Annotated in this window: 19 protein-coding genes; 5 read left to right on the top strand and 14 right to left on the bottom strand. The window is 60.3% G+C overall.

Going from position 1 to position 22,755, the window contains the following annotated elements:
• Positions 1 to 16 precede the first annotated feature (16 nt).
• Genes ubiB through ubiE form a run of 3 tightly spaced genes read right to left on the bottom strand, consistent with a single transcriptional unit; the run spans position 17 to position 3,011 of the window.
• Complete coding sequence (gene ubiB / locus ACI77D_RS01420) at positions 17 to 1,621, bottom strand: ubiquinone biosynthesis regulatory protein kinase UbiB (protein ID WP_064450290.1); 1,605 nt, start codon at positions 1,619 to 1,621, stop codon at positions 17 to 19.
• Entirely contained in the window at positions 1,618 to 2,241 is a 624-nt protein-coding gene (locus tag ACI77D_RS01415; RefSeq protein WP_064450291.1) for an SCP2 domain-containing protein, read from the bottom strand. Before ACI77D_RS01415 ends, ubiB begins: the two co-directional genes overlap by 4 nt.
• Positions 2,241 to 3,011, bottom strand: coding sequence for a bifunctional demethylmenaquinone methyltransferase/2-methoxy-6-polyprenyl-1,4-benzoquinol methylase UbiE (gene ubiE / locus ACI77D_RS01410; RefSeq protein WP_003171186.1), 771 nt, complete (start codon positions 3,009 to 3,011; stop codon positions 2,241 to 2,243). Before ubiE ends, ACI77D_RS01415 begins: the two co-directional genes overlap by 1 nt.
• Positions 3,012 to 3,155: 144 nt before the next feature.
• On the opposite strand from ubiE, the gene ACI77D_RS01405 reads away from it, so the two are divergent.
• From ACI77D_RS01405 to ACI77D_RS01395, 3 genes are all read left to right on the top strand, one after another.
• A complete protein-coding gene (locus ACI77D_RS01405; protein WP_407015919.1) occupies positions 3,156 to 3,431 on the top strand; it encodes a polyhydroxyalkanoic acid system family protein in 276 nt (91 codons plus the stop codon).
• A 105-nt stretch (positions 3,432 to 3,536) separates the two neighbouring features.
• A complete protein-coding gene (locus ACI77D_RS01400; protein WP_064450292.1) occupies positions 3,537 to 3,959 on the top strand; it encodes a phasin family protein in 423 nt (140 codons plus the stop codon).
• A 12-nt stretch (positions 3,960 to 3,971) separates the two neighbouring features.
• Positions 3,972 to 4,922, top strand: a complete 951-nt coding sequence (locus ACI77D_RS01395) for a phasin family protein (RefSeq protein WP_407015918.1) — start codon at positions 3,972 to 3,974, stop codon at positions 4,920 to 4,922.
• A 171-nt stretch (positions 4,923 to 5,093) separates the two neighbouring features.
• On the opposite strand, the gene ACI77D_RS01390 is transcribed toward ACI77D_RS01395, so the two are convergent.
• The 10 genes from ACI77D_RS01390 to ACI77D_RS01345 form a co-directional block, all read right to left on the bottom strand.
• A complete protein-coding gene (locus ACI77D_RS01390; RefSeq protein WP_064450294.1) occupies positions 5,094 to 5,714 on the bottom strand; it encodes a TetR/AcrR family transcriptional regulator in 621 nt (206 codons plus the stop codon).
• A gap of 27 nt (positions 5,715 to 5,741) precedes the next feature.
• Complete coding sequence (gene phaC, locus ACI77D_RS01385; protein ID WP_064450295.1) at positions 5,742 to 7,424, bottom strand: class II poly(R)-hydroxyalkanoic acid synthase; 1,683 nt, start codon at positions 7,422 to 7,424, stop codon at positions 5,742 to 5,744.
• A gap of 88 nt (positions 7,425 to 7,512) precedes the next feature.
• Positions 7,513 to 8,358 carry a poly(3-hydroxyalkanoate) depolymerase gene (gene phaZ / locus ACI77D_RS01380; RefSeq protein ID WP_053253943.1) on the bottom strand — a complete coding sequence of 282 codons (846 nt, stop codon included), beginning with the start codon at positions 8,356 to 8,358 and terminating at the stop codon, positions 7,513 to 7,515.
• A 163-nt stretch (positions 8,359 to 8,521) separates the two neighbouring features.
• Entirely contained in the window at positions 8,522 to 10,201 is a 1,680-nt protein-coding gene (phaC, locus tag ACI77D_RS01375; protein WP_064450296.1) for a class II poly(R)-hydroxyalkanoic acid synthase, read from the bottom strand.
• A 249-nt stretch (positions 10,202 to 10,450) separates the two neighbouring features.
• Positions 10,451 to 10,828, bottom strand: coding sequence for a gamma-butyrobetaine hydroxylase-like domain-containing protein (locus tag ACI77D_RS01370; RefSeq protein WP_064450297.1), 378 nt, complete (start codon positions 10,826 to 10,828; stop codon positions 10,451 to 10,453).
• A gap of 79 nt (positions 10,829 to 10,907) precedes the next feature.
• Positions 10,908 to 12,245 (bottom strand): ATP-dependent protease ATPase subunit HslU, encoded by a 1,338-nt coding sequence (gene hslU / locus ACI77D_RS01365; RefSeq protein WP_064450298.1) that lies wholly within the window; start codon positions 12,243 to 12,245, stop codon positions 10,908 to 10,910.
• Positions 12,246 to 12,282: 37 nt separating this feature from the next.
• Entirely contained in the window at positions 12,283 to 12,813 is a 531-nt protein-coding gene (gene hslV / locus ACI77D_RS01360; protein ID WP_064450299.1) for an ATP-dependent protease subunit HslV, read from the bottom strand.
• A gap of 257 nt (positions 12,814 to 13,070) precedes the next feature.
• Entirely contained in the window at positions 13,071 to 13,772 is a 702-nt protein-coding gene (locus tag ACI77D_RS01355) for an SPOR domain-containing protein (protein WP_053253947.1), read from the bottom strand.
• 1 nt (position 13,773) lies between these two features.
• Complete coding sequence (gene argS / locus ACI77D_RS01350; protein ID WP_221293736.1) at positions 13,774 to 15,510, bottom strand: arginine--tRNA ligase; 1,737 nt, start codon at positions 15,508 to 15,510, stop codon at positions 13,774 to 13,776.
• 204 nt (positions 15,511 to 15,714) lie between these two features.
• A complete protein-coding gene (locus ACI77D_RS01345) occupies positions 15,715 to 17,934 on the bottom strand; it encodes a primosomal protein N' (RefSeq protein ID WP_407015917.1) in 2,220 nt (739 codons plus the stop codon).
• Positions 17,935 to 18,291: 357 nt separating this feature from the next.
• On the opposite strand from ACI77D_RS01345, the gene rpmE reads away from it, so the two are divergent.
• Positions 18,292 to 18,525: a 50S ribosomal protein L31 gene (rpmE, locus tag ACI77D_RS01340; protein WP_064450303.1), complete on the top strand. Its 234-nt coding sequence runs from the start codon at positions 18,292 to 18,294 to the stop codon at positions 18,523 to 18,525.
• A gap of 288 nt (positions 18,526 to 18,813) precedes the next feature.
• Positions 18,814 to 20,082, top strand: a complete 1,269-nt coding sequence (locus ACI77D_RS01335; protein WP_064450304.1) for a malic enzyme-like NAD(P)-binding protein — start codon at positions 18,814 to 18,816, stop codon at positions 20,080 to 20,082.
• Between the two features lie 206 nt (positions 20,083 to 20,288).
• Here the strand turns inward: ACI77D_RS01335 and ACI77D_RS01330 are convergent, their stop codons facing one another.
• Entirely contained in the window at positions 20,289 to 22,751 is a 2,463-nt protein-coding gene (locus ACI77D_RS01330) for a penicillin-binding protein 1A (RefSeq protein WP_407015984.1), read from the bottom strand.
• Positions 22,752 to 22,755 lie beyond the last annotated feature (4 nt).

The following is a 22,755-nucleotide window of genomic DNA, read 5'->3' as shown; positions in this document are numbered from 1 at the left end:
TGTATAACCGGATGGGTTATCGACGCACGATCAGATAAACACCCACGGCGACCATGATGCCCGCCGGCCAATGCCCCAGTTGGTTCAGCGGCCCGCCAATGGCCAGCATCACGCCGCCGACCAGGTGCGCTGCACCCAGCAGGCGCAGGAACCAGTCGTCCTTGCGCGTTTGCCATGGCGGTGCGGGGTCTTTGGCATGGGGCTGAGACATCCGTTCCAGCAGGTCGCGGGTCATGTTGGCCAGGTGCGGCAGTTGCTCCACTTGGCTTTGCAGGTTGCCCAGCAGGGTTTTCGGGCTGACGCGCTCGCGCATCCAGCGTTCGAGGAACGGCTGCGCGGTATTCCACAGGTCGAGGTCCGGGTACAACTGACGGCCCAGGCCTTCGATGTTGAGCAGGGTTTTTTGCAGCAATACCAGCTGCGGCTGCACTTCCATATTGAAGCGGCGCGCGGTCTGGAACAGGCGCATCAGCACCTGTCCGAATGAAATATCTTTTAACGGTTTTTCAAAGATTGGCTCGCACACCGTGCGGATCGCTGCTTCGAATTCGTTGAGCTTGGTTTCCGCCGGAACCCAGCCCGAATCAATGTGCAATTGCGCCACGCGGCGATAGTCACGCTTGAAGAAGGCGAACAGGTTACGCGCCAGGTAATCCTGGTCTTCCGGGGTCAGGCTGCCGACGATGCCGCAGTCGATCGCAATGTACTGCGGGCTCCACGGGTTCACGGTGCTGACGAAGATGTTGCCCGGGTGCATGTCGGCGTGGAAGAAACTGTCGCGGAACACTTGGGTGAAGAAGATCTCTACACCGCGTTCGGCGAGCATCTTCATGTCGGTGCGCTGGTCGGCCAGGGTGGCGAGGTCGGTGACCTGCACGCCGTAGATGCGCTCCATCACCAGCACTTTAGGGCGGCACCAGTCCCAATACACCTGCGGCACGTACAGCAGCGATGAGCCTTCGAAGTTGCGCTTGAGCTGGCTGGCGTTGGCGGCTTCGCGTAGCAGGTCGAGTTCGTCGTAGATGGTTTTTTCGTAGTCGGCGACCACGTCCACCGGGTGCAGCAGGCGCGCATCGGCAGAGAAACGTTCGGCGGCCCGGGCCAAGATGAACAGCCACGCCAGGTCCTGACCGATGATCGGCTTGAGGCCTGGGCGAATCACCTTCACCACCACTTCTTCGCCGGTCTTGAGCTGCGCTGCGTGCACTTGTGCGACCGAGGCCGAGGCCAGCGGCTCGACGTCAAAGCGGCTGAACACTTCGCTGATTTTCTTGCCCAGCTGTTCTTCGATCAGCTTCATCGATTGCTGGGAGTCGAAGGGCGGTACGCGGTCCTGCAACAGCATCAGTTCGTCGGCGATATCTTCCGGTAACAGGTCGCGCCGGGTGGAGAGGATCTGCCCGAATTTGATAAAGATCGGCCCCAGGTCCTGCAACGCCAGGCGCAGGCGCGCGCCACGGCTCAGCTCCAGCGGTTTGCGCGGGAACCAGCGCCACGGCAGTACGTAGCGCACCGCCAGCAGAAACCATGGCAATGGCAGGGCGAACAGCAGGTCATCGAGGCGGTAGCGGATTACGACGCGCTGGATACGAAACAAACGGCGGACGGCGAGCAGCTTCATGCGTTATCGCTTGGATCAAGGGACCGGCTCAGGCGCTCGAAGCGCGCCTCAAGGCGTTCCAGGTCGATTTTGGCCTTGTCGAGTTCGCGAAAGCGCGCTTGCGCTTCGCGTTCTCCGACCAGGGTGCGCGATTCTTCGCTCAGGTATTCGGCGAGGTTCTGGTTGAGGCTGGCGAACCCCTGCTGGTACCAGCGCGCGCGGCTGCGCAGGTGCCCGCTGATCAGTTGGGTGGCGACGGGGCCGATCCAGCGCGACAGCTCGTATTCCCAATCCAGTTCCAGGTCTTGCAGCACGGCGGCCAGGTCCATCAGCACCGCGCTGTCGCCTTCCAGCTCCACTTCAGGGCTGTGCAGGATGGCGGTTTTATTGCGACTCAACACCAGGTGCAACAGGCTCGACGCCGGCGCACGCAGGGTGCAGTCGGCTTCGGCGGCCCAATCACTGGCGAGCAGCAGGCCTTCATCGCTGGGCAGGATAAACAGCTGCAAGGCAGGGCTGCGGCAATCTACGGCAATGATTTTGCCGTTCAAGTGCGCGAGCCGCGCCAGGGCGGTGCTGTCCAGGCGCAGTACACGGTTAAGGCCGTGTTCAACGCTGGCGAGAAGACCGGCGAACAGCATCAGGGCTTGATACCGCGGTGCAGGGCGACGATACCCGAGGTCATGTTGTGGTAGGTCACGCGGTCGAAACCGGCTTCTACCATCATGGACTTCAGGGTTTCCTGGTCGGGGTGCATGCGGATCGATTCAGCCAGGTAGCGGTAGCTTTCGGCGTCATTGGTGATCAGCTTGCCCATCAGCGGCATGAAGGCGAACGAGTAAGTGTCGTAGACCTTGGACATCAGCGCGTTGGTCGGCTTGGAGAACTCCAGCACGAGCAGGCGGCCGCCCGGCTTGAGTACGCGCAGCATCGAGCGGATCGCGTCCTCTTTATGGGTCACGTTGCGCAGGCCGAAGGCGATGGTCACGCAGTCGAAATGGTTGTCCGGGAACGGCAGTTTTTCTGCGTCGGCCTGGACGAACTCGATATTGCCGGCCACACCTTTATCCAGCAGGCGATCACGGCCGACCTTGAGCATAGAGCCGTTGATGTCCGCCAGCACGACCTGGCCGGTAGGGCCGACGAGCTTGGAGAACTTGGCCGCCAGGTCACCCGTACCGCCGGCGATATCCAGCACGCGGTTGCCGGTGCGTACGCCCGACAGTTCGATAGTGAAGCGTTTCCACAGGCGGTGCATGCCGCCCGACAGCACGTCGTTCATCAGGTCGTACTTGGCGGCTACGGAGTGGAACACCTCAGCGACTTTTTCCGCTTTCTGGCTTTCCGGGACGTTCTTGAAGCCGAAGTGAGTGGTGGGTTCGGCATCGCTGCCTTTGCGCTGATCAGTCATATCGCTGTCACCAAAAGAGAATGCGGGACATGATAATCCCCAAGGCCTGCTTTGTCTTGGCAAGGCTGAAGGTAAGATAGACGGTCACCGAGACCTTTTGCCGCATGGCAGGTGTTCCAGTCGCTATAAAGAGGAGTCATAGCAATGGCCCGTATTACCGTTGAACGTGCGCACACCCTGGGTAAGGACGGCGCGCGCGCGAAGGCCGAGAAGTTGGCGAACAAACTCAAGGAGCAATACGGCCTGGAGCCGTCGTGGTCCGGCGATACCTTGAACCTCAAGCGTTCGGGGGTTAAAGGCACCGTGGTGGTTGCGGATGATTCGTTGCGCATTGATGTGGAACTGGGACTGTTGATGTCGGCCATGAGTGGCACTATCAAGTCTGAAATCGAGAAAGCCCTGGATAAGGCATTGGCCTGATGGCTGTGTTCTTAGGGTGCCGATTCTAATTTTTCACCCTACTTTGTGCCCAAGCCCTCAACTCCTGCGGGCCGTTCCTCGACCCTAATCTGCGTGAGGTGCACCATGGCCAAAGTTATTTTGAAGAAAAAAATCGACGTTCAGTCTACCGCCCTGAGTGACGTTAAAAGCTATGCCCGCAAGATCTGGCTGGCGGGCCTTGGTGCCTATGCCAAGGTCGGCAGCGAGGGTACCGAGTACTTCAAAGAGCTGGTTAAGACCGGTCAACATGTTGAAAGTAAAGGCAAAAAAGTTGTGGTTGAACAACTTGATGCCGCCAACAGTCAAATTGACCAAGTAAAGAGTAATGTCTCAAGCGTCAAAGGCCTGGTTGAAGTTCAACTGGATAAAGTTGAAAAAGCTTTTGACACGCGTGTTGCAAGTGCCTTGAATCGGATCGGCATTGCGTCTAAACATGACGTTGAGACACTCTCTGCTAAGCTCGAAGAGCTGACGGCATTGCTAGAACGTGTCGCGCGTAAACACTAAGGAGACATCGGGATGGCTGTTAAAAAGACGACTCAGAAAGAAGGCAGCTCGTGGATCGGGGAAGTTGAAAAATATTCCCGTAAAATCTGGCTTGCTGGTTTAGGCGTGTACTCGAAGGTTAGCAGTGACGGCGGCAAATACTTCGAGACTTTGGTCAAGGACGGCGAGAAGGCCGAGAAGTTGACCAAGAGCACAGTCGGTAAAAAAGTAGAGGCGGCAAAAGCGAGCGCCGGTTCTGCCAAATCAAGTATTTCGGATACATGGGGCAAGTTGGAAGAGACTTTCGACAAGCGTCTCAACAGTGCTATTTCGCGATTGGGCGTGCCCAGCAAAGCGGAGTTGAAAACGCTTCACGGCAAGGTCGATACCCTGACCAAGCAAATCGAAAAGCTCACCGGCGCTAAAGTGGCCCCGGCTAAAACCGCCGCGGCTAAACCCGCTGCCAAGCCTGCCGCCAAAACCGCCGCCGCCAAACCGGCTGTGAAAACAGCGGCCAAGCCTCTGGTTAAAGCGGCTGCCAAGCCGGCTGCCAAACCTGCGGCTAAAGCGGCTGCCAAGCCCGCGGCGAAAACCGCTGCTGCCAAACCGGCCGCCAAGTCTGCGGCTAAGCCAGTGGCCGCTAAAGCAGCTGCCAAGCCAGCGGCTAAACCTGCAGCCAAGGCGGTCGCAAAACCCGCCGCGAAGCCAGCAGGTAAAACCGCAGCGGCAAAACCAGCTGCCAAGCCCGCTGCAGCAAAAGCTGCAACGGCAAAACCTGTGGCTGCCAAGCCAGCGGCAAAACCAGCCGCCGCCAAGAAGCCCGCTGTAGCGAAAAAGCCAGCAGCGCCAAAGCCTGCCGTCGCGGCCAAGCCTGCAACGCCAGCGCCAACCGCTTCGACAGCCAATTCGGTCTCCGCGCCGACGCACGCTGCTACTGCCCCGACTGTAACGCCGGCAACCCCGACGCCATCCAGTCAGTCCTGATTTTTTCAGGGCACAAAAAAACGCCCGGCCTGCGAAGGTCGGGCGTTTTTTTGCGACTTTATGAACACCTCAAATCCAGTGTGGGAGCGGGCTTGCCCGCGATGGCGCAGTGTCAGTCACATTGAAATTGGCTGATCCACCGCTATCGCGGGCAAGCCCGCTCCCACATGTTCAATCCAGATCATCCAAGTATTTCAGTGCGAACTTCTCGGTCGCCTGTCGCGCCGGCAACAGCAGATGCGGCGCCACCAGCATCATGATTTGGTACACCACCACCCGCACCTCGCCCTCACGGTCCAGAATCCGCTGGTAATCCAGCGAAAACAGCAGGGTCATGGTGATTTGCTCCACCAGTTGCCCCAGCGCCTGGGTATCACTGACCAACTGCCCCGCCGCCTTGAGTCGCGCCAGTAATGAAGCCAGTGTTCGCTTGAGCGCCGTGAGCAAATTACGAATGCCCTTGGCCAGCTTCGGCAGGCGTCCTGCAAGGTTCGACAGGTCCTGAAACAGAAACCGGTAATGGGCCATGCGCTCGACGATCAGGTGCAGGAATAACCAATAGTCCTCGGCCCTCAACTGCGCATCTGCCGGTGGGTCGAGCAGCGGTGCCAGTTCGTTCTGGAAACGCTCGAACAGCCCGAGCACCAACGGTTCCTTGCCATGGAAGTGGTAGTAGAGGTTGCCAGGGCTGATCCCCATTTCATTGGCCACCTCCATGGTCGACACGTTCGGTTCGCCCTTGTGGTTGAACAACAGCAGGGCACATTCAAGGATACGGTCGCGGGTCTTCATCCAGTCTTCTTAATGTGATCGTTGAGCTCAGCGCACTCGCACATAAGTGCCCGGCGCCGCTTCCATCGGTGGGTAATTCTGGTTGCCCAGGGCGGTCAGGGTTTCGCGTTGTACGCCGGAGCGTTGTTGAACCCACTCCAGCCACTGCGGCCACCAGCTGCCTTCGACGTGGTTGGCGTCGTAGTACCAGGCGCGTGGGTCGCTGCTCAGCTTGGGGTTTTCGACGTAGTTGGCCTTGGGGTTGCCCGGCGGGTTGAGGATGCTCTGGATATGCCCGCTGTTGGACAGTACGAAGCGTCGCTCGCCGCCCAGCAATTGTGTGGAGCGATACACCGCGTCCCACGGTGTGATGTGGTCGTTGATCCCGGCCACGCTGAAGCTGTCCACCGTGACCTTCTGCAAATCGATAGGCGTGCCGCACACTTCCAGGCCGCCGGGATGGCTTAACGGGTTGTGCTTGAAGAAGTCCAGCAAATCGCCATGCAGCGCGGCGGGCAGCCGCGTGTTGTCGTTGTTCCAGTACAGGATGTCGAACGCTGGCGGTTCCTTGCCCAGCAGGTAGTTGTTGATCCAGTAGTTCCAGATCAAGTCGTTGGGGCGCATCCAGGCAAACACCTTGGCCATGTCGCGACCGTCCAGCACGCCTTGCTGGTAGGAGCGGCGCTTGGCGGCTTCCAGGGTTTGTTCATCGGCGAACAGCGTGGCGGGGCTGTCGATCTGGCTGTCCAGCAGGCTCACCAGGTAACTGGCGCTGGAAATGCGCCGCAGCTGGCGCTTGGCTTGCAGGTGGCCCTGCAGCGCGGCGATGGTCAGGCCGCCGGCGCAAGCCCCCATCAGGTTGACCTCGCGGGCGCCAGTGATCGCCCGGCACACATTCAACGCTTCTTCCAGCGCCGCTACGTAGGTGGACAGGCCCCATTCGCGGTGACGCACATCCGGGTTGCGCCAGCTGACCATAAAGGTCTGCAGGCCGTTTTTCAGGGCGTACTGCACAAAGCTGTTGGCCGGGCTGAGGTCGAAAATGTAGTACTTGTTGATTTGCGGCGGCACGATCAGCAGGGGCTTGGCGTACTGTTTTTCGCTCATCGGCTTGTATTGGATCAGCTCCAATAGCTCGTTGCGAAACACCACTGAGCCCGGAGTAGTGGCGACGGTCTTGCCCACTTCAAACGCGTGTTTGCTGACCTGGCTTGGCAGGCCATTGTTGTGCAGCAAGTCGTTAAACAGATTGCTCGCGCCGCGCACCACACTGTTGCCGCCTGAGTTGAGCAACTCCTTGATGGCCAGCGGGTTGAGCAGCGTATTGGAGGGCGAGACAGCATCGTTGAGCAAGGCGAAGGCGAAGTGCGCACGGGCTCGGTCATCCGCGCTCAAGGCGCTGTCATCGATCCAGTGGCGGGTCTGTTTCTGCCAGCTCAAATAGGCTTGCAGGCTGCGTCGATACAGCGGGTTGAGCTTCCAGGTAGGGTCGATAAAGCGCGCGTCGTTAGGGTTGGGCTCGTGCACGGTTTCGCCCAGTAAGACGCGGCCCAGCTGACCGCCCAGTGCCAGCGCATGACGCGCGGTATGCACCGGGTTGCGCAAGCCGTGAGCTGCAACGCTGCGCAGGGTCGCCAGCAGATCCCGCCCCCTGAGGCCGGTAATCGCATTTTGCGCATTGATGAACGCGGCAGGGATGGGCGCCGGGTTCGTCACGGGTCTTTCTCGCATGAGCCAACACTCCTTCGTCAAGGCAACAACAGGCACGCCAATTCAGAACCATAGTCGGTTCTCGGCAAGTTGCGCGGCGGTGCAGTCCTTACACCGCCGGTCGCGGGTGAATCACAGCCCGCAGGCGCTCCTCCTCGAGAAACTTCATGATGATCGGCGCCACGGCTTCGGCCCGGGTGATCAGGAACAAGTGGCCGTCATCGATGATGTGCAACTGTGCGTTGGGAATGCGCCAGGCGAGCATGCGCATGTTGATCAGCGGGATCAGCGGGTCGTCGTCCCCCGCCAGCACCAGGGTGGGTTGGCGGATTTTGTGCAGCCAGTGAATGCTGGTCCAGCCCAGCCCCGCGAACAGCTGCCAGTAGTAACCCAGCTTGCCGGCCGAGCGCACTTTGCTGGCGTGCTCGGCGGCCAGTTTTGAATCGCGGCGGAACGAGCCGCCATAAATCATTGGCGCAATGCGCACCACATGGGACGGCTGGATATAACGCCGGGGGCTGGCCATGAGCCACAGTACCTTCGGCTTGCCCGGCACCATGAATGCACCGGCAGCGGTGGCTGCGAGGATCAGTTTTTTGCAGCGCTCCGGGTAGTCATACGCAAACTGTTGCGCCAGTGCCCCGCCCCAGGAAACACCCACCGCATTCACCTGGCCATAGTCCAGGTAATCGAGCATGCGCGCGGTAAGTTTGGCTAATCCGGGAAATCGATAGGGCCGTTTGGGCGTCGAGGAGCCGCCCACGCCCGGCACATCGAAGGCGATCACTTCCAGGTCCGGGTCCAGCGCCTGGACGAACGGAAACACCAGCTCAAGGTTGGCGCCGATGCCGTTGAAGATCAGCAGCGGCGTCAAGTGAGGCTTGCCCGGGCGCACCGCCGTGCGGATGGTCTGGCCATCCAGGTCGATGGTTCGGAAGATGAACGGTTGCGGCATGCTCAAGCCCTGTGGAGTGTTACAGCTGGAATGCAGTCATTGTGGGAGCGGGCTTGCTCGCGAAAGCGGTGTATCAGTATCAGATGTGCTGGCTGGCACACCGCATTCGCGAGCAAGCCCGCTCCCACGTTTGATCCCATTTCAATCCCAAATATGTGTGTTGTTATCTTTCGTGCACATAAGTACCCGGCGCAGCCTCAGCTGCGGCATAGGCTTTGTTACCCAAACTTGTAGGTGCTTTCTTCATTTTTCCCGCCCGCTCTGCCTGCCATGCCTGCCAGTGCAGCCACCAGGAATCGGTGTGCTTGGTCGCATTTTCCTGCCACTCCAGCGCCTTGCCCGCCAGCCCATCGCTGGTCTGATAGCGCGCCTTGGGGTTGCCAGGCGGGTTGAGGATGCTCTGGATATGCCCGCTGCTGGACAACACAAACTCGACCTTGCCACCAAACAGCTGCGCCGACTTGTAGCAGGACTGCCATGGCGTGATGTGGTCGTTGGTGCCGGCCAGGGAGTAGATGTCGGCGGTGACCTGCTTGAGGTCGATCGGCGTGCCGCACACTTCCAGGGCGTTGGCGCGCACCAGCGGGTTGTTCTTGAACAGCTCGATCAAGTCGCCATGGAAGGCAGCCGGCAAGCGCGTGGTGTCATTGTTCCAGAACAGGATGTCGAACACCGGCGGCTCGTTGCCCAGCAGGTAGTTATTGACCCAGTAGTTCCAGATCAGGTCGTTGGGGCGCATCCAGGCAAACACTTTGGCCATGTCGCGGCCTTCCAGCACACCGGCCTGGTAGGAGTGGCGCTTGGCCGCCTCCAGGGTCTGTTCGTCGACGAACAGCGCCACCTGGGTGTCGAGGGTCGTGTCCAGCACGCTCACCAGCAGGGTGAGGGCGTTGACCTTCTTTTCTCCCAGCGCGGCGTAGTGGCCCAGCAGCGCAGTGCAGGTGATGCCGCCGGAGCAGGCGCCGAGCATGTTGATGTCTTTGCTGCCGGTAATCGCCGTGACCACATCGACCGCTTCCTTGAGCGCCTCGATATAGGTCGACAGGCCCCACTCGCGCTGGGCCTTGGTCGGGTTGCGCCAACTGACGATAAACGTCTGCAGGCCATTACGCAGGCAGAAGCGCGCCAGGCTCTTCTCCGGGCTCAGGTCGAACACATAGAATTTGTTGATCTGCGGCGGTACCACCAGCAGTGGGCGCTCGTGTACCTGTTCGGTGATGGGCTTGTACTGGATCAGCTCCAGTACATCGTTGCGAAAGACTACCGCGCCTTCGGTGGTGCCCAGGGTCTTGCCCACTTCAAAGGCACCCATGTTGACCTGGCTCGGCATGCCGCCGTTGTGCACCATGTCCTTGGCCAGATGGGACAGGCCATCGAGCAGGCTTTTACCGCCGGTTTCAAAGAAGCGTTTGACCGCCGCCGGGTTGGCCGCACTGTTGGTGGGGGCCATGGCTTCGGTCATCAGGTTGATCACGAAGTGGCCGCGGCTGATGTCCTGTTCCGACAGGTTGCTGTCGCCGATCCAGTCGTGCAGTTCCTTGCGCCACGCCAGGTAGGTTTGCAGGTAACGTTTATAGAGCGGGTTCTGGCTCCAGGCCGGGTCGTGGAAGCGGCGGTCGTCGCTTTCGGGCACCAGCGCGGATTTGCCGAACATCACATTCTTCAATTCGATGCCAAAGTGGGCGACGTGCTTGACGCTGTGCAACGGTTGCTTGATGGCTTGGGTCAGCACCATCTTCGCCGAGGCTAATAAGTCCTTTTTGCGTAACGCGATGATCGGGTTCAGCCCCAGGGTGTTTTCCGAGGCCTGGCGTTTCAAGTCATCGTTATTCTTGTTACTCATCTACGACGCTCCATTGTCCGAAAGACGAGTACCGGCGATTGCTGCGCACCCAATTTCGATACACGACACCAGCCTGGTACTGCGACTCGGGTGACCGTAAATACCGCATCGTTAAATGCAGGGAACTTGCCAGTTCCATTGGTTACCCGAGTTTAATTTTTTTCGCAAGCGGGCCAATCGTTGGCCACGCGACAGGGCATTCAAGCAGATGAAATTAGAAAATGCCCTCTAAAGAGCAAGAAGCCTGGGCTAGAGCATCAGCCGCACGACCGACTCACTCGGATCGCGGGTTTTACCGGCGGCTTTGAGTTCAGCAAGATAGTCGGCCCACAGCGCTTCCTGGCGCACAGCCAGTTGGTAGAGGTAGTCCCAGGTGAACAGTCCGCTGTCATGCCCGTCGTCGAAGGTCAATTTCAGTGCGTACTGACCGGCCGGTTCTATCTTGATCAACCGGACGTTGAGTTTGCCGAATTGCAGGATGGGTTTGCCGTGGCCCTGGACCTCGGCGGAAGGCGAGTGGGTGCGCAGCAGTTCGGCGGGGAGCTGGTAGACCTCGTCGGGCCCGTAGGTGAGGCCGAGGGTGTTGGAGGTTTTGTGGAGATTTACAGCAGTGGGAAATTTCAACATGTGGGAGACCTTGGGCTGCAAGCTACAAGCTTCAAGTTGAACGCGATCAACTTGCCGCTTGTAGCTTACAGCTTGAGCTCTACAGAATGTAGCGCGACAGATCTTCGTTCTGCGCCAATTCGCCCAGGTGGCTGTTGACGTACTCAGCGTCGATCTTGATCGCTTCGCCATTCTGCAAGCCTGCCATGTCACCGGCGCTGAAGGACACTTCCTCCAGCAGGCGCTCAAGCAAGGTATGCAGGCGACGGGCACCGATGTTCTCGGTCTTCTCGTTGACCTGCCAGGCGATCTCCGCCAGGCGCTTGATGCCGTCTGGCAGGAACTCGATGGCCAGGCCTTCGGTTTTCAGCAGCTCACGGTATTGCTCGGTGAGCGAAGCGTGTGGCTCGCTGAGGATACGTTCGAAGTCGCCCGGGGTCAGCGCCTTGAGTTCCACGCGAATCGGCAGGCGGCCTTGCAGCTCCGGCACCAGGTCGCTTGGCTTGCTCAGGTGGAATGCACCCGAGGCGATGAACAGGATGTGGTCGGTCTTGACCATGCCCAGCTTGGTGTTCACGGTGCAGCCTTCGATCAGCGGCAACAGGTCGCGTTGTACGCCTTCGCGCGAGACATCGACGCCACCGGAGTTGCCGCGCTTGGCCACCTTGTCGATCTCGTCGATAAACACGATGCCGTGTTGCTCGACCGCTTCCAGGGCCTTGGCCTTGAGTTCTTCCTCATTGACCAGGCGCCCGGCTTCTTCGTCGCGCACCAGTTTCAGCGCTTCCTTCACCTTGAGCTTGCGGCTTTTCTTCTTGCCCTTGCCCATGTTGGCGAACAGGTTCTGCAACTGGCTGGTCATTTCTTCCATGCCAGGCGGTGCGGAGATATCGACGCCGGACACTTCGGCGACTTCGATCTCGATTTCCTTGTCATCCAGTTGGCCTTCACGCAGGCGCTTGCGGAACAGCTGGCGGGTATTGGAATCCGAGGCCGGTGCGGCGTCTTCGTTGAAACCCATGCGTGCCGGCGGCAGCAAGGCATCGAGGATGCGTTCTTCAGCGGCGTCTTCGGCGCGATGGCTGACCTTGGTCATTTCCTGTTCGCGCAGCAGTTTCAGCGCGGCGTCGGCCAGGTCACGAATGATCGACTCAACGTCGCGGCCCACATAGCCCACTTCGGTGAACTTGGTGGCTTCGACCTTGATGAACGGGGCGTTGGCCAGTTTGGCCAGGCGCCGGGCGATTTCGGTTTTACCGACGCCGGTCGGCCCGATCATCAGAATGTTCTTCGGCGTTACTTCAACGCGCAGTTCTTCGGGCAGTTGCATCCGGCGCCAGCGGTTACGCAGCGCAATGGCAACGGCGCGCTTGGCATCGTCCTGGCCGATGATATGGCGATTAAGTTCATGGACGATTTCGCGGGGAGTCATGGACATAGTGTTTGGCGGCCTCAAGCGGGAATAAGCCTACGGCTTATTCGGCGAGGTCCTGCTCCTCAATGGTGAAGTTGTGGTTGGTGAACACGCAGATATCGCCGGCGATGCCCAAGGCGGTCTCGACGATTTCACGGGCCGACAGGTCGGTTTTCTTCAGCAAGGCGCTGGCTGCCGCTTGGGCGTAGCCACCGCCGGAACCCATGGCGATCAGGCCATGTTCAGGCTCAACCACATCGCCGTTACCGGTGATGATCAAGGACGCGTCTTTGTTGGCGACTGCCAGCATGGCTTCCAGGCGGCTGAGGGTACGGTCGGTGCGCCATTCTTTGGCGAGTTCGACAGCGGCGCGAACGAGGTGGCCCTGGTGTTTTTCCAGTTGCCCTTCAAAACGCTCGAAAAGGGTGAAGGCGTCGGCGGTGGCGCCGGCAAAGCCTGCGAGCACCTGGCCGTGGTACAGACGACGCACTTTTTTGGCGTTGCCTTTCATCACGGTGTTGCCAAGGGAAACCTGGCCGTCGCCGCCCATGACGACTTTGCCGTGGCGACGTACTGAAACGATGGTGGTCAAGGGGGAGTCTCCACGCAGCGGGGCGAAAATGCCCTGATGGAAACTCATATGGGGGTGGCGAGGGGGATTTCAACCGTAGGGGGGTGTGGCGGACGAGTGGTGTTTATTGGTCTGACACATTTTTGCGAGCGTCCCAAAACCAAATGTGGGAGCGGGCTTGCTCGCGAATACGGTATGTCAGTCGCCGGAAATAGTGACTGATCTACCGCATTCGCGAGCAAGCCCGCTCCCACATGGGGCCTACTGTGTTCTCAGAATCAGCGGCTCTGGCGTTGTTGTAACAACAGGTTACTAAAGCCGGCTCCCGCCAATTGTTTCTGCGCCACGGTCAGCTGTTCGCGGTTGCTGAACGGCCCGACCAGTACGCGATACCAGGTCGCGTCCTTCACTGTGCCGGACTCCACCGTCACCGCTTGGCCCAACAGAATGATCTGAGCCCGCACGCGATCCGCATCCGCCTGTTTCGGGAACGAGCCCGCTTGCAGGAAGAACTTGGTCACCGGCGCAGCCTTGGTAGTCGCGACGGGCGGCGGCGGTGGCGGGGTGATGCCGGCCAGCGCGGCCTGGGCACGCGCTGTGTCGATTTTCGCGGCTTCCGCTGGGGTCACCGGCGTGGTCGGCACTTGCGGCGTCGGCAGGGTTTTCTCCGGCACGGCGTCGGGCGGCACGATCACTTCCGATTCAGGCAGCAGCGTATAGAAGTCGTATTTCGGCTTCACCGGTGCTGTAGGGCTAGGCGCAGTTTTGTTGGCTTCGGCCATTTTCGTGGCCTTCTGCTGCTCTTGCTTGACGCGTTTGACGTCGTCGCCCTTGCCGGGCTCCAGCTTCATCAGAATCACCACAAACGCGCCGACCGCCAGGCCGATAGCCATCCATAGCCAGCCCGGAATAGGTTTCTTCGCCGGTGCCTGATAGCGGCTGGCGCCGCGCTTGGGTGCAGGTTTTTTCTTGGCAGCCAACTTACATACGCTCCAGAGTTTCCAGGCCTAACAGTTCCAGGCCTTGCTTGAGGGTCCGTCCAGCCAATGCGGCGAGGCGCAGGCGACTTTGCTTTTGGGCTTCGTCGTCGGCAGTGAGAATCGGGCAGTTCTCGTAGAAGCTGGAGAACAGGCCGGCGACTTCGTACAAATAGGTGCAGAGGATATGCGGCGTGCCTTTCTCGCCGACGCTGTTCAGCACTTCGCCGAATTGCGCCAGTTTGGCAGCCAGTTCCTGTTCATGCGGCGCTTCAAGATTGATCTGGCCTTCAACTTCGCTGAAGTCCTTGCCCAACTTGCGGAACACACCGGCCACGCGGGTGTAGGCGTACAGCAGGTACGGCGCGGTATTACCTTCGAAGTTCAGCATCAGCTCGAAGTTGAAGCTGTAGTCGCTGGTGCGGTGCTTGGACAGGTCGGCGTATTTCACCGCGCCAATGCCCACCACTCGGGCGATGTTGCGCAGCTCGGCCTCGGCCAGTTCCGGGTTCTTTTCCTTCACCAGGTTGTAGGCACGCTCCTGGGCTTCGTTCAGCAGGTCGATCAGCTTCACGGTGCCGCCGTCACGGGTCTTGAACGGGCGGCCGTCGGCGCCGTTCATGGTGCCGAAACCCATATGCTCCATGTGCATCGGGTGGGTGACGAAGCCCGCGCGACGTGCCACTTCAAACACCTGCTGGAAGTGCAGGGCCTGGCGCTGGTCGACAAAATACAGGGCGCGGTCGGCTTTCAGCACGCCGCTGCGGTAGCGCACGGCCGCCAGGTCAGTGGTGGCGTAGAGGTAGCCGCCATCGGCCTTGACGATGATCACCGGCAGCGGCTCGCCGTCGGCAGTCTTGAATTCTTCGAGGAACACGCACTGCGCGCCGTTGCTCTCAACCAGCAGGCCCTTGGCCTTGAGGTCGTTGACCACGTTGATCAGGTCGTCGTTGTAGGCGCTTTCGCCCATCACGTCGGCCATGGTCAGTTTCACGTTGAGCAGTTCGTAGATTTCCTGGCAGTGCGACAGCGAGATCTCACGGAAGCGGCCCCACAGTTCCAGGCATTCCTTGTCACCGGCTTGCAGCTTGACCACCAGGCCACGGGCGCGGTCGGCGAACTCTTCGGATTCGTCGAAGCGCTTCTTCGCGGCGCGGTAGAAGTTTTCCAGGTCCGACAGCTCGTTGCTGGTAATCGGGTTTTCCTGCAGGTACGCCATCAGCATGCCGAACTGCGTGCCCCAGTCGCCCACGTGGTTCTGGCGGATCACGTCGTCGCCCAGGAACTCCAGCACCCGCGCCACGCCGTCGCCAATGATGGTCGAGCGCAAGTGGCCGACGTGCATCTCTTTGGCCAGGTTCGGTGCCGACAGGTCGATGGCCACGCGCTGCAACGGGCCGGCCTTGCGCACGCCAATGCTGGCGTCGGCCAGGGCCGCGTCCAGGCGCGAAGCCAGGGCCTGGGTGTTCTGGAAGAAGTTGATGAAGCCAGGGCCGGCGATTTCAGCCTTGGTGACACTCTCGTCAACCGGCAGCGCGGCGATGATTTTTTCCGCCAGGTCGCGCGGCTTCATGCCCGCAGGCTTGGACAGCATCATCGCGATGTTGCTGGCGAAGTCGCCGTGGGTCTTGTCGCGGGTGTTTTCCACCTGGATCGCCGGCGTCAGGCCTTCAGGCAACACACCTTCGTTGACGAGTTGGGTGAGGGCTTGTTGGATCAGCTGGCGAATGGTGTCTTTCATGGTGTTCTCTTTCGACCGCAAGCGGCGGCGCGCGATGCGCAGGTGGAAAAACTGGGCATTATCCGTGGCGAGGGCGGGCTTGCCAACCGTTCAGACGGGTTGGTAGACCTGCGGGCCTCATCGCGGGCAAGCCCGCGCCCACATTTAAGGGTATTCACATTTCAAAATGTGGGAGCTGGCTTGCCTGCGATAGCGATTTTGCAGTCAATACAAATCTACCGGGTCCACATCCAACGACCATCGCACTTGGCGGCCACTGGGCATTTGCTCCAGGGCAAGCAACCAGCTACTTAATAGCCGATGCAGCGGTGCGCGGGACGATGCCTGCAAGAGTAGCTGAGCACGGTAGCGCCCGGCACGACGTTCCATGGGGGCGGGCACCGGGCCGAGCAATTCGATGCCGGTCAGACCCAGTTCGCCCAGCAAACGTTCGGCGGCACTGCACGCCTCATCCAGAAAACTTTCCGCCTGCCCCGGTTTATGTGCTTCAGCCCGCAGCAGGGCCAGATGAGAGAAAGGCGGCAGGCCGGCGGAGCGGCGTTCGCTCAGCGCTTGTTCGGCAAAGGCAAAGTAGCCTTGTTCGGTCAGCTGTATCAGTAGCGGGTGGTCGGCCAGGTGAGTTTGGATAATGACTTTGCCCGGCTCTTCGGCGCGCCCGGCACGGCCTGCGACCTGCACGATCAACTGCGCCATGCGCTCGCTGGCGCGGAAGTCCCCGGAGAACAAGCCACCGTCGGCATCCAGGATCGACACCAGCGTGACGCGTGGAAAGTGATGCCCTTTGGCAAGCATCTGCGTGCCGACCAGAATGCACGGCTGGCCTTTCTGGATGGTGGCAAACAGCTGGTTCATCGCGTCTTTGCGCGAGGTGCTGTCGCGGTCGACCCGCAGCACCGGGTAATCCGGGAACAGGATGCCCAAGCGCTCTTCGGCGCGCTCGGTGCCCGCGCCTACCGGGCGCAGGTCGACTTTGCCGCATTGCGGGCAGTGGCGCGGCACACGCTCTACATGGCCGCAGTGGTGGCAGCGCAACTCGCCGTGGCGTTGGTGCACGGTCATGCGCGCATCGCAGCGTTCGCACTCTGACATCCAGCCGCAGTCGTGGCACAACAGCGTCGGCGCAAAACCCCGGCGGTTGAGAAACACCAGCACTTGCTGGCCGGCGGCAAGGGTCTGGCCGATGGCTTGTTGCATCGGCCCGGAAATCCCACTGTCCAGCGGGCGGCTTTTTACATCCAGGCGCAGGAAACGTGGTTGCTTGGCGCCACCTGCGCGCTCATTCAAGCGCAGGAGCCCATAGCGGCCGGTGTAGGCGTTGTGCAGGCTTTCCAGGGAGGGCGTGGCGGAGCCCAGCACAATCGGGATGTTTTCCTGGCGTGCGCGCACCAGTGCCAGGTCACGGGCGTGGTAGCGCAGGCCTTCTTGCTGTTTATAGGAGCCGTCGTGCTCCTCGTCGATGATGATCAGCCCGGGGGTTTTCATGGGCGTGAACAGGGCCGAGCGGGTGCCGATAATAATGTCGGCCTCGCCGTCCCGCGCCGCCAGCCACGATTCCAAACGCTCACGGTCGTTGACCGCCGAGTGCACCAGGGCGATGCGCGCGTTAAAGCGTTGTTCGAAGCGCGCCAGGGTTTGCGGGCCCAGGTTGATCTCGGGGATCAACACCAGCGCCTGTTTACCGGCCTGAAGGGTTTCGCGGATCAGTTGCAAATACACTTCGGTCTTGCCGCTGCCGGTGACGCCGGCCAACAGAAACGCATGAAAGCAGTCGAAACCGGCGCGAATGGCTTCATACGCCGCGCGCTGCTCGGGGTTCAGCGGCAGTTCGGGCTGGGCCAGCCAGTGTTCGTGGCGCGGGTCCGGCGCGTGCTTGCGGATTTCCACCTGCACCATGCCCTTGGCCAACAGCAGGTCGAGGCTGTCCTTGCTCAGCATCAGCTTGCTTAATAGCTGATGGGCCACGCCGTGTGGGTGTTGGGCCAGGGTCGCCAGGGCTTCACGTTGGCGCGGGGCGCGGGCGATGCGCGGGTCATCGAGGCGCGCACCGGGCACCATCGACCAAAATCGTTCCTGGCGCGCTTCGGCCAGTTCGCCCTGGCGCAACAGCACCGGCAGCGCCCAGCTCAGCGTGTCGCCCAGGCTGTGCTGGTAATACTGGGCCGTCCACAGGCACAGTTTGAACAAGGCGGGCGGCAGCGGTGGCGTGGCGTCGAGAATAGCCAGTGCCGGCTTGAGCTTTTCGGCGGGCACTTCGCTGTGATCGGCGACTTCGATCAGGATGCCGATCATTTCCCGACGACCAAACGGCACGCGCACGCGCATGCCTGGCTGCAACTGTGCCCGCAGCACGCCAGCCGGGGCCCGGTAGTCGAACAGGCGGCGCAGGGGCGAGGGCAGGGCGAGGCGCAAAATGGCGTCGGGCACGCGGGGTCTCATATAAAGGCAGGCGGTGGCGCAGGGGCGGGAGCCTAGCAGACCTGCTGTGGGGGTGTCCCGCGTTGTTCGGAATACGGCAGCTCAACTGTGGGAGCCGGGCTTGCCCGCGATGGCGGCTTGTCAGTCGCTAGATGGGGTGCCTGAGATATCGCTATCGCGGGCAAGCCCAGCTCCCACATGGACGCTGGTGTGTTGGGTTTTTCTGATGAAAGGGGCTTTTATGTGGGTAAACCACGGGAAGCGCTGCTTGCGCGTTTAAAAAGGTCTGGTAGAATCCGCGGCCTAATTACGTGCGGTATTCGACAATAGTGTCGAGTGGCGGCACGCTAGCCCGAGGAAGTCACCATGAAAGCCGATATCCATCCAGCGTACGAAACCATCGAAGTAACCTGCAGCTGCGGCAACAAGTTCGAAACGCGTTCGAACCTGTGCAAGCCACTGGGTACTGACGTATGCAACGAGTGCCACCCGTTCTACACCGGTAAGCAGAAAACTCTGGACACCGGCGGCCGTGTACAGCGCTTCGCAGATCGCTTTGGTACTTTCGGCAAGAAGCCTGCTGCTACTCCAGCAGAGTAAGGCTCAAAAGCCCTCTGGGTTTTTGCCGGCTGTTGAAAAAGGCGTCCCTTGTGGACGCCTTTTTTGTGCCTGTGATTTGGCAGTGCCGCTAAAAATCGACGTTTGAATAAAAAATTGTAGACATTTTTTATATCAATTGTGAACAGTTGAGCCCTTGTATCCCGTGGCTCTTGGCCGAAAGTCGTAGCGCAGGGCCCTTGACACCTGTGACTGCCCAGTCTTGTAGGGACTTTGCGACACGCGTATCCTCGGCGGTCCGTCGACCAACAGTAAAAGCGGAATGCCGATATGTCTGATTTGAAAACTGCCGCTCTCGAATATCATGCCCATCCTCGTCCAGGAAAGCTGAGTGTAGAGCTCACCAAAGCCACTGCCACCGCCCGCGACCTGTCGCTGGCCTACAGCCCTGGCGTTGCCGAGCCCGTACGTGAAATCGCCCGCGACCCCGAACTGGCGTACAAGTACACCGGCAAAGGCAACCTGGTTGCAGTGATTTCCGATGGCACCGCGATTCTCGGCCTGGGTAACCTCGGCCCATTGGCTTCCAAGCCAGTCATGGAAGGTAAGGGCGTGCTGTTCAAGCGCTTTGCCGGCATCGACGTTTTCGACATCGAAGTCGATTCCGAGAGCCCGCAGGCTTTCATCGACACCGTTAAGCGCATTTCCATCACCTTCGGTGGCATCAACCTGGAAGACATCAAGGCACCTGAGTGCTTCGAGATCGAAAAGGCCCTGATCGAACAGTGCGACATTCCGGTATTCCACGATGACCAGCACGGCACCGCGATCGTTACTGCGGCCGGCATGATCAACGCCCTGGAAATCGCTGGCAAAACTCTGGCTGACGCCCAAATCGTCTGCCTGGGCGCTGGCGCTGCGGCCATCTCCTGCATGAAGTTGCTGGTGAGCATGGGCGCCAAGCTGGAAAACATCTTCATGGTCGACAGCAAGGGCGTTGTTCAGTCCGAGCGTACCGACCTGAACCAGTACAAGGCGATGTTTGCCCACGCCACCGACAAGCGCACCCTCGCTGACGCCTTGAACGGTGCAGACGTGTTCGTTGGCCTGTCCGGCCCGAACCTGCTGAGCGCTGAAGGCCTGAAGTCCATGGCGGCCAACCCGATCGTGTTCGCCTGCTCCAACCCAGACCCGGAAATCTCCCCGGAACTGGCGCACGCCACCCGTAACGACGTGATCATGGCCACCGGCCGTTCGGACTACCCGAACCAGGTCAACAACGTACTGGGTTTCCCGTTCATCTTCCGTGGTGCCCTGGACGTTCGCGCCAAGCGCATCAACGAAGAGATGAAAGTAGCTGCCGCCAACGCCCTGCGTGAACTGGCCAAGCTGCCGGTACCTCAGGACGTATGCGATGCCTACGGTGGTGCCCCGCTGGCGTTCGGCCGTGAGTACATCATTCCGAAACCAATGGATAAGCGCCTGATCACCCTGATCTCCGATGCCGTGGCTAAAGCTGCCATCGAGACGGGTGTGGCCACCCTGCCGTATCCGAAGCACTACCCGCTGCAAAGCGTGGATGATGTGTTCAACGGCTAAGCTGTTGTAACGCTACAACAAAAAGCCCCGGCTCTCACGAGTCGGGGCTTTTTTGTGGCGATTCGCTTGGGCCTGGTGGCGGTCCAAGGGTGGGAGCGGGCTTGCTCGCGAACGCGGTGGGTCAGTCGCCAGGTTCATTGACTGACACTCCGCTTTCTCGAGTAAGCCCGCTCCTACATTGGATCTGCGTTCAGGCGCAGACCGAGTTAGAAGAGATCGATCGGCGCCGCCTCATCCGCCGGCAGCGGGCTGCCCGGTGCGGTGCCGTTACCCAGCTCGTTGACCGACGGTGGCGTGTCTTCACTCTTGAACAACTCGAAGTACGCATTTGGCGTGCTTGGCGAAGCCGCACGGCCACTCACCGGATCAATCCGCAGGCTGAGAATGCCTTCCGGCTCAGGCTGGGTGTGCAGCGGCTTGTCTTTCAAGGCCGCGCCCATGTAACTCATCCAGATCGGCAGGGCGACGGTGCCGCCAAACTCGCGACGACCGAGGCTTTCCGGTTGGTCGTAGCCGGTCCATACGGTGGTCACGTAGTCAGCGTTGTAGCCGGAGAACCAGGCGTCCTTGGATTCGTTGGTGGTACCGGTCTTGCCTGCAATGTCTGCACGGCCCAAGGCCAGGGCGCGACGGCCGGTACCCTTCTTGATGACGTCTTCCAGGATGCTGTTGAGGATATAGGTGGTACGGCCATCCACGACACGTTCAGCAACCGCAGGTGTTTGTGGCTCGGTTGGCGCAGGGGCGTTTGCGGCTGGTGCTGCACCGGGTGTTGGCTCAATGGTGATGCCGCCGTTGCTGGGTGCGGCGATGCCATCGGGTGCTGCAACACCGTTGACCACATCACCTGGCACGCGTGGCGGGTTGGCGGTGAACAGTGTGTCGCCATTGCGACTCTCGATCTTGTCGATCAGGTACGGCGTGATCTTGTAGCCGCCGTTGGCAAACGTGCTCCAGCCTGTGGCGATTTCCATCGGCGTCAGGGTCGCGGTGCCGAGGGCCAGGGACAGGTTGGGTGGCAGGTCCGACTTGTTGAAGCCGAAGCGCGTCATGTAGTCGATAGTCTTGCCAACGCCCATCGCCTGCAGCAGGCGGATCGACACCAGGTTACGCGACTTGTACAGCGCCTCGCGAATACGGATAGGGCCGAGGAACGTGTTGGTGTCGTTCTTCGGGCGCCAGACCTTGTCCAGGTACTCGTCGACAAACACGATCGGCGCGTCGTTGACCAGGCTGGCAGCGGTGTAGCCATTGTCCAGTGCGGCGCTGTAGACGAACGGCTTGAAACTCGATCCCGGCTGGCGCTTGGCCTGGGTGGCGCGGTTGTAGTTGCTTTGTTCGAAGGCAAAACCACCGACCAGGGCGCGGATCGCACCGTTCTGTGGGTCAAGAGACACCAGGGCGCCTTGAGCCACAGGGACCTGGCTGAATTTCAGGCTGTCGTCTTTCTGGCGTTTTACGCGGATCAGGTCACCCACCTGCGCGACATCCGCCGGCTGCTTGGGCATCGGGCCCATGCTGTTGGTGTTCAGGAAGGGGCGCGCCCACTTCATGCTGTCCCACGACACATGGCCTTCACCGGTGCGGGTCAGTACTTGCACGCCATCTTTCGTCACTTGGGTGACGATGGCCGGTTCCAGGCCGCTGATTGGGCGCTGTTTGCTCAGTTCGGTGGTCCAGGCGCTCAGGGTTTTGCCGGGCAGGCGTGATTCGGGGCCGCGATAGCCATGGCGCTGGTCATAGGTGACGAGGCCGTCATGGACTGAGTTGTTGGCGATGTCCTGCAGGTTGCTCGGAACGGTCGTGGTCACGCGGAAGCCTTCGGTGTAGGCCTCGCTGCCATAACGACCGACCATTTCGGCGCGCGCCATTTCAGCGATGTACGGTGCATTCACTTCCGGTGTCGGCACGTGGTAGCTGGCATTCAACGGCTCGGCTACGGCGCTTTCATAGGCGGCCTGGTCGATCTTGCCCAGCTTGTACATGCGCCCCAGGATCCAGTCGCGACGCTCTTTGCTGCGCGCAGGGTTGGCCAGTGGGTTAAAGCGTGACGGGGCCTTGGGCAGGCCTGCAATCATTGCCATCTGCGCCAGGCTGGCGTCACGAATCGACTTGCCATAGTAAACCTGGGACGCCGCTTCGATCCCGTAGGCGCGGTTGCCCAGGTAGATCTTGTTGACGTACAGCTCAAGGATTTCGTCCTTGGTCAGCTGACGTTCGATCTGCAATGCCAGCAGGATTTCAGTGGCTTTACGCGAAAAGCTGCGCTCGCTGGTGAGGAAGAAGTTCTTCGCCACCTGCATGGTGATGGTGCTGCCGCCGGACTGAATGTGTCCGCTTTTTACCAGCTGTGTGGCTGCACGCACCAGGCTGCTGGGGTCGACGCCGTAGTGATTGGCGAAATTATCGTCTTCAGCCGACAGCAGCGCGTTGATGAAATTGGGTGGAATGTCGGCGAAACGGATCGGTGTACGGCGCATTTCGCCGAACTCCGCGATCAGTTTTTCATCGCTGCTGTAAACCCGCAAAGGAATCTGCAACTGGATACTTCTGAGCGCCTCTACGGAAGGCAAACCCGGACTAAGGTAGAGGTAGGCACCGCTGAGCACGAGCAGCAGCCCGCAGACGATCGCGACAATGGAGTACCCGAAAAACTTCAGCAGACGAATCAAG

The organism is Pseudomonas sp. O39 (assembly GCF_045447295.1).
GTDB classification, from domain to species: Bacteria; Pseudomonadota; Gammaproteobacteria; order Pseudomonadales; family Pseudomonadaceae; genus Aquipseudomonas; species Aquipseudomonas antarctica_A.
Note: the sequence above shows the minus strand (reverse complement) of the source record. Positions and strands in the feature narration are given on the sequence as shown.

What these genes read in the sequence shown, in the direction of transcription:
- ACI77D_RS01415 (WP_064450291.1), bottom strand. Translation starts at nt 2,241, where the DNA reads ATGCTGTTCGCCGGTCTTCTCGCCAGCGTTGAACACGGCCTTAACCGT.
- ACI77D_RS01390 (WP_064450294.1), bottom strand. Translation starts at nt 5,714, where the DNA reads ATGAAGACCCGCGACCGTATCCTTGAATGTGCCCTGCTGTTGTTCAAC.
- ACI77D_RS01335 (WP_064450304.1), top strand. Translation starts at nt 18,814, where the DNA reads ATGTCTGATTTGAAAACTGCCGCTCTCGAATATCATGCCCATCCTCGT.
- ACI77D_RS01400 (WP_064450292.1), top strand. Translation starts at nt 3,537, where the DNA reads ATGGCCAAAGTTATTTTGAAGAAAAAAATCGACGTTCAGTCTACCGCC.
- rpmE (WP_064450303.1), top strand. Translation starts at nt 18,292, where the DNA reads ATGAAAGCCGATATCCATCCAGCGTACGAAACCATCGAAGTAACCTGC.
- ubiB (WP_064450290.1), bottom strand. Translation starts at nt 1,621, where the DNA reads ATGAAGCTGCTCGCCGTCCGCCGTTTGTTTCGTATCCAGCGCGTCGTA.
- hslU (WP_064450298.1), bottom strand. Translation starts at nt 12,245, where the DNA reads ATGTCCATGACTCCCCGCGAAATCGTCCATGAACTTAATCGCCATATC.
- phaC (WP_064450296.1), bottom strand. Translation starts at nt 10,201, where the DNA reads ATGAGTAACAAGAATAACGATGACTTGAAACGCCAGGCCTCGGAAAAC.
- ACI77D_RS01405 (WP_407015919.1), top strand. Translation starts at nt 3,156, where the DNA reads ATGGCCCGTATTACCGTTGAACGTGCGCACACCCTGGGTAAGGACGGC.
- ACI77D_RS01370 (WP_064450297.1), bottom strand. Translation starts at nt 10,828, where the DNA reads ATGTTGAAATTTCCCACTGCTGTAAATCTCCACAAAACCTCCAACACC.
- ACI77D_RS01395 (WP_407015918.1), top strand. Translation starts at nt 3,972, where the DNA reads ATGGCTGTTAAAAAGACGACTCAGAAAGAAGGCAGCTCGTGGATCGGG.
- argS (WP_221293736.1), bottom strand. Translation starts at nt 15,510, where the DNA reads ATGAAAGACACCATTCGCCAGCTGATCCAACAAGCCCTCACCCAACTC.
- phaZ (WP_053253943.1), bottom strand. Translation starts at nt 8,358, where the DNA reads ATGCCGCAACCGTTCATCTTCCGAACCATCGACCTGGATGGCCAGACC.
- phaC (WP_064450295.1), bottom strand. Translation starts at nt 7,424, where the DNA reads ATGCGAGAAAGACCCGTGACGAACCCGGCGCCCATCCCTGCCGCGTTC.
- ubiE (WP_003171186.1), bottom strand. Translation starts at nt 3,011, where the DNA reads ATGACTGATCAGCGCAAAGGCAGCGATGCCGAACCCACCACTCACTTC.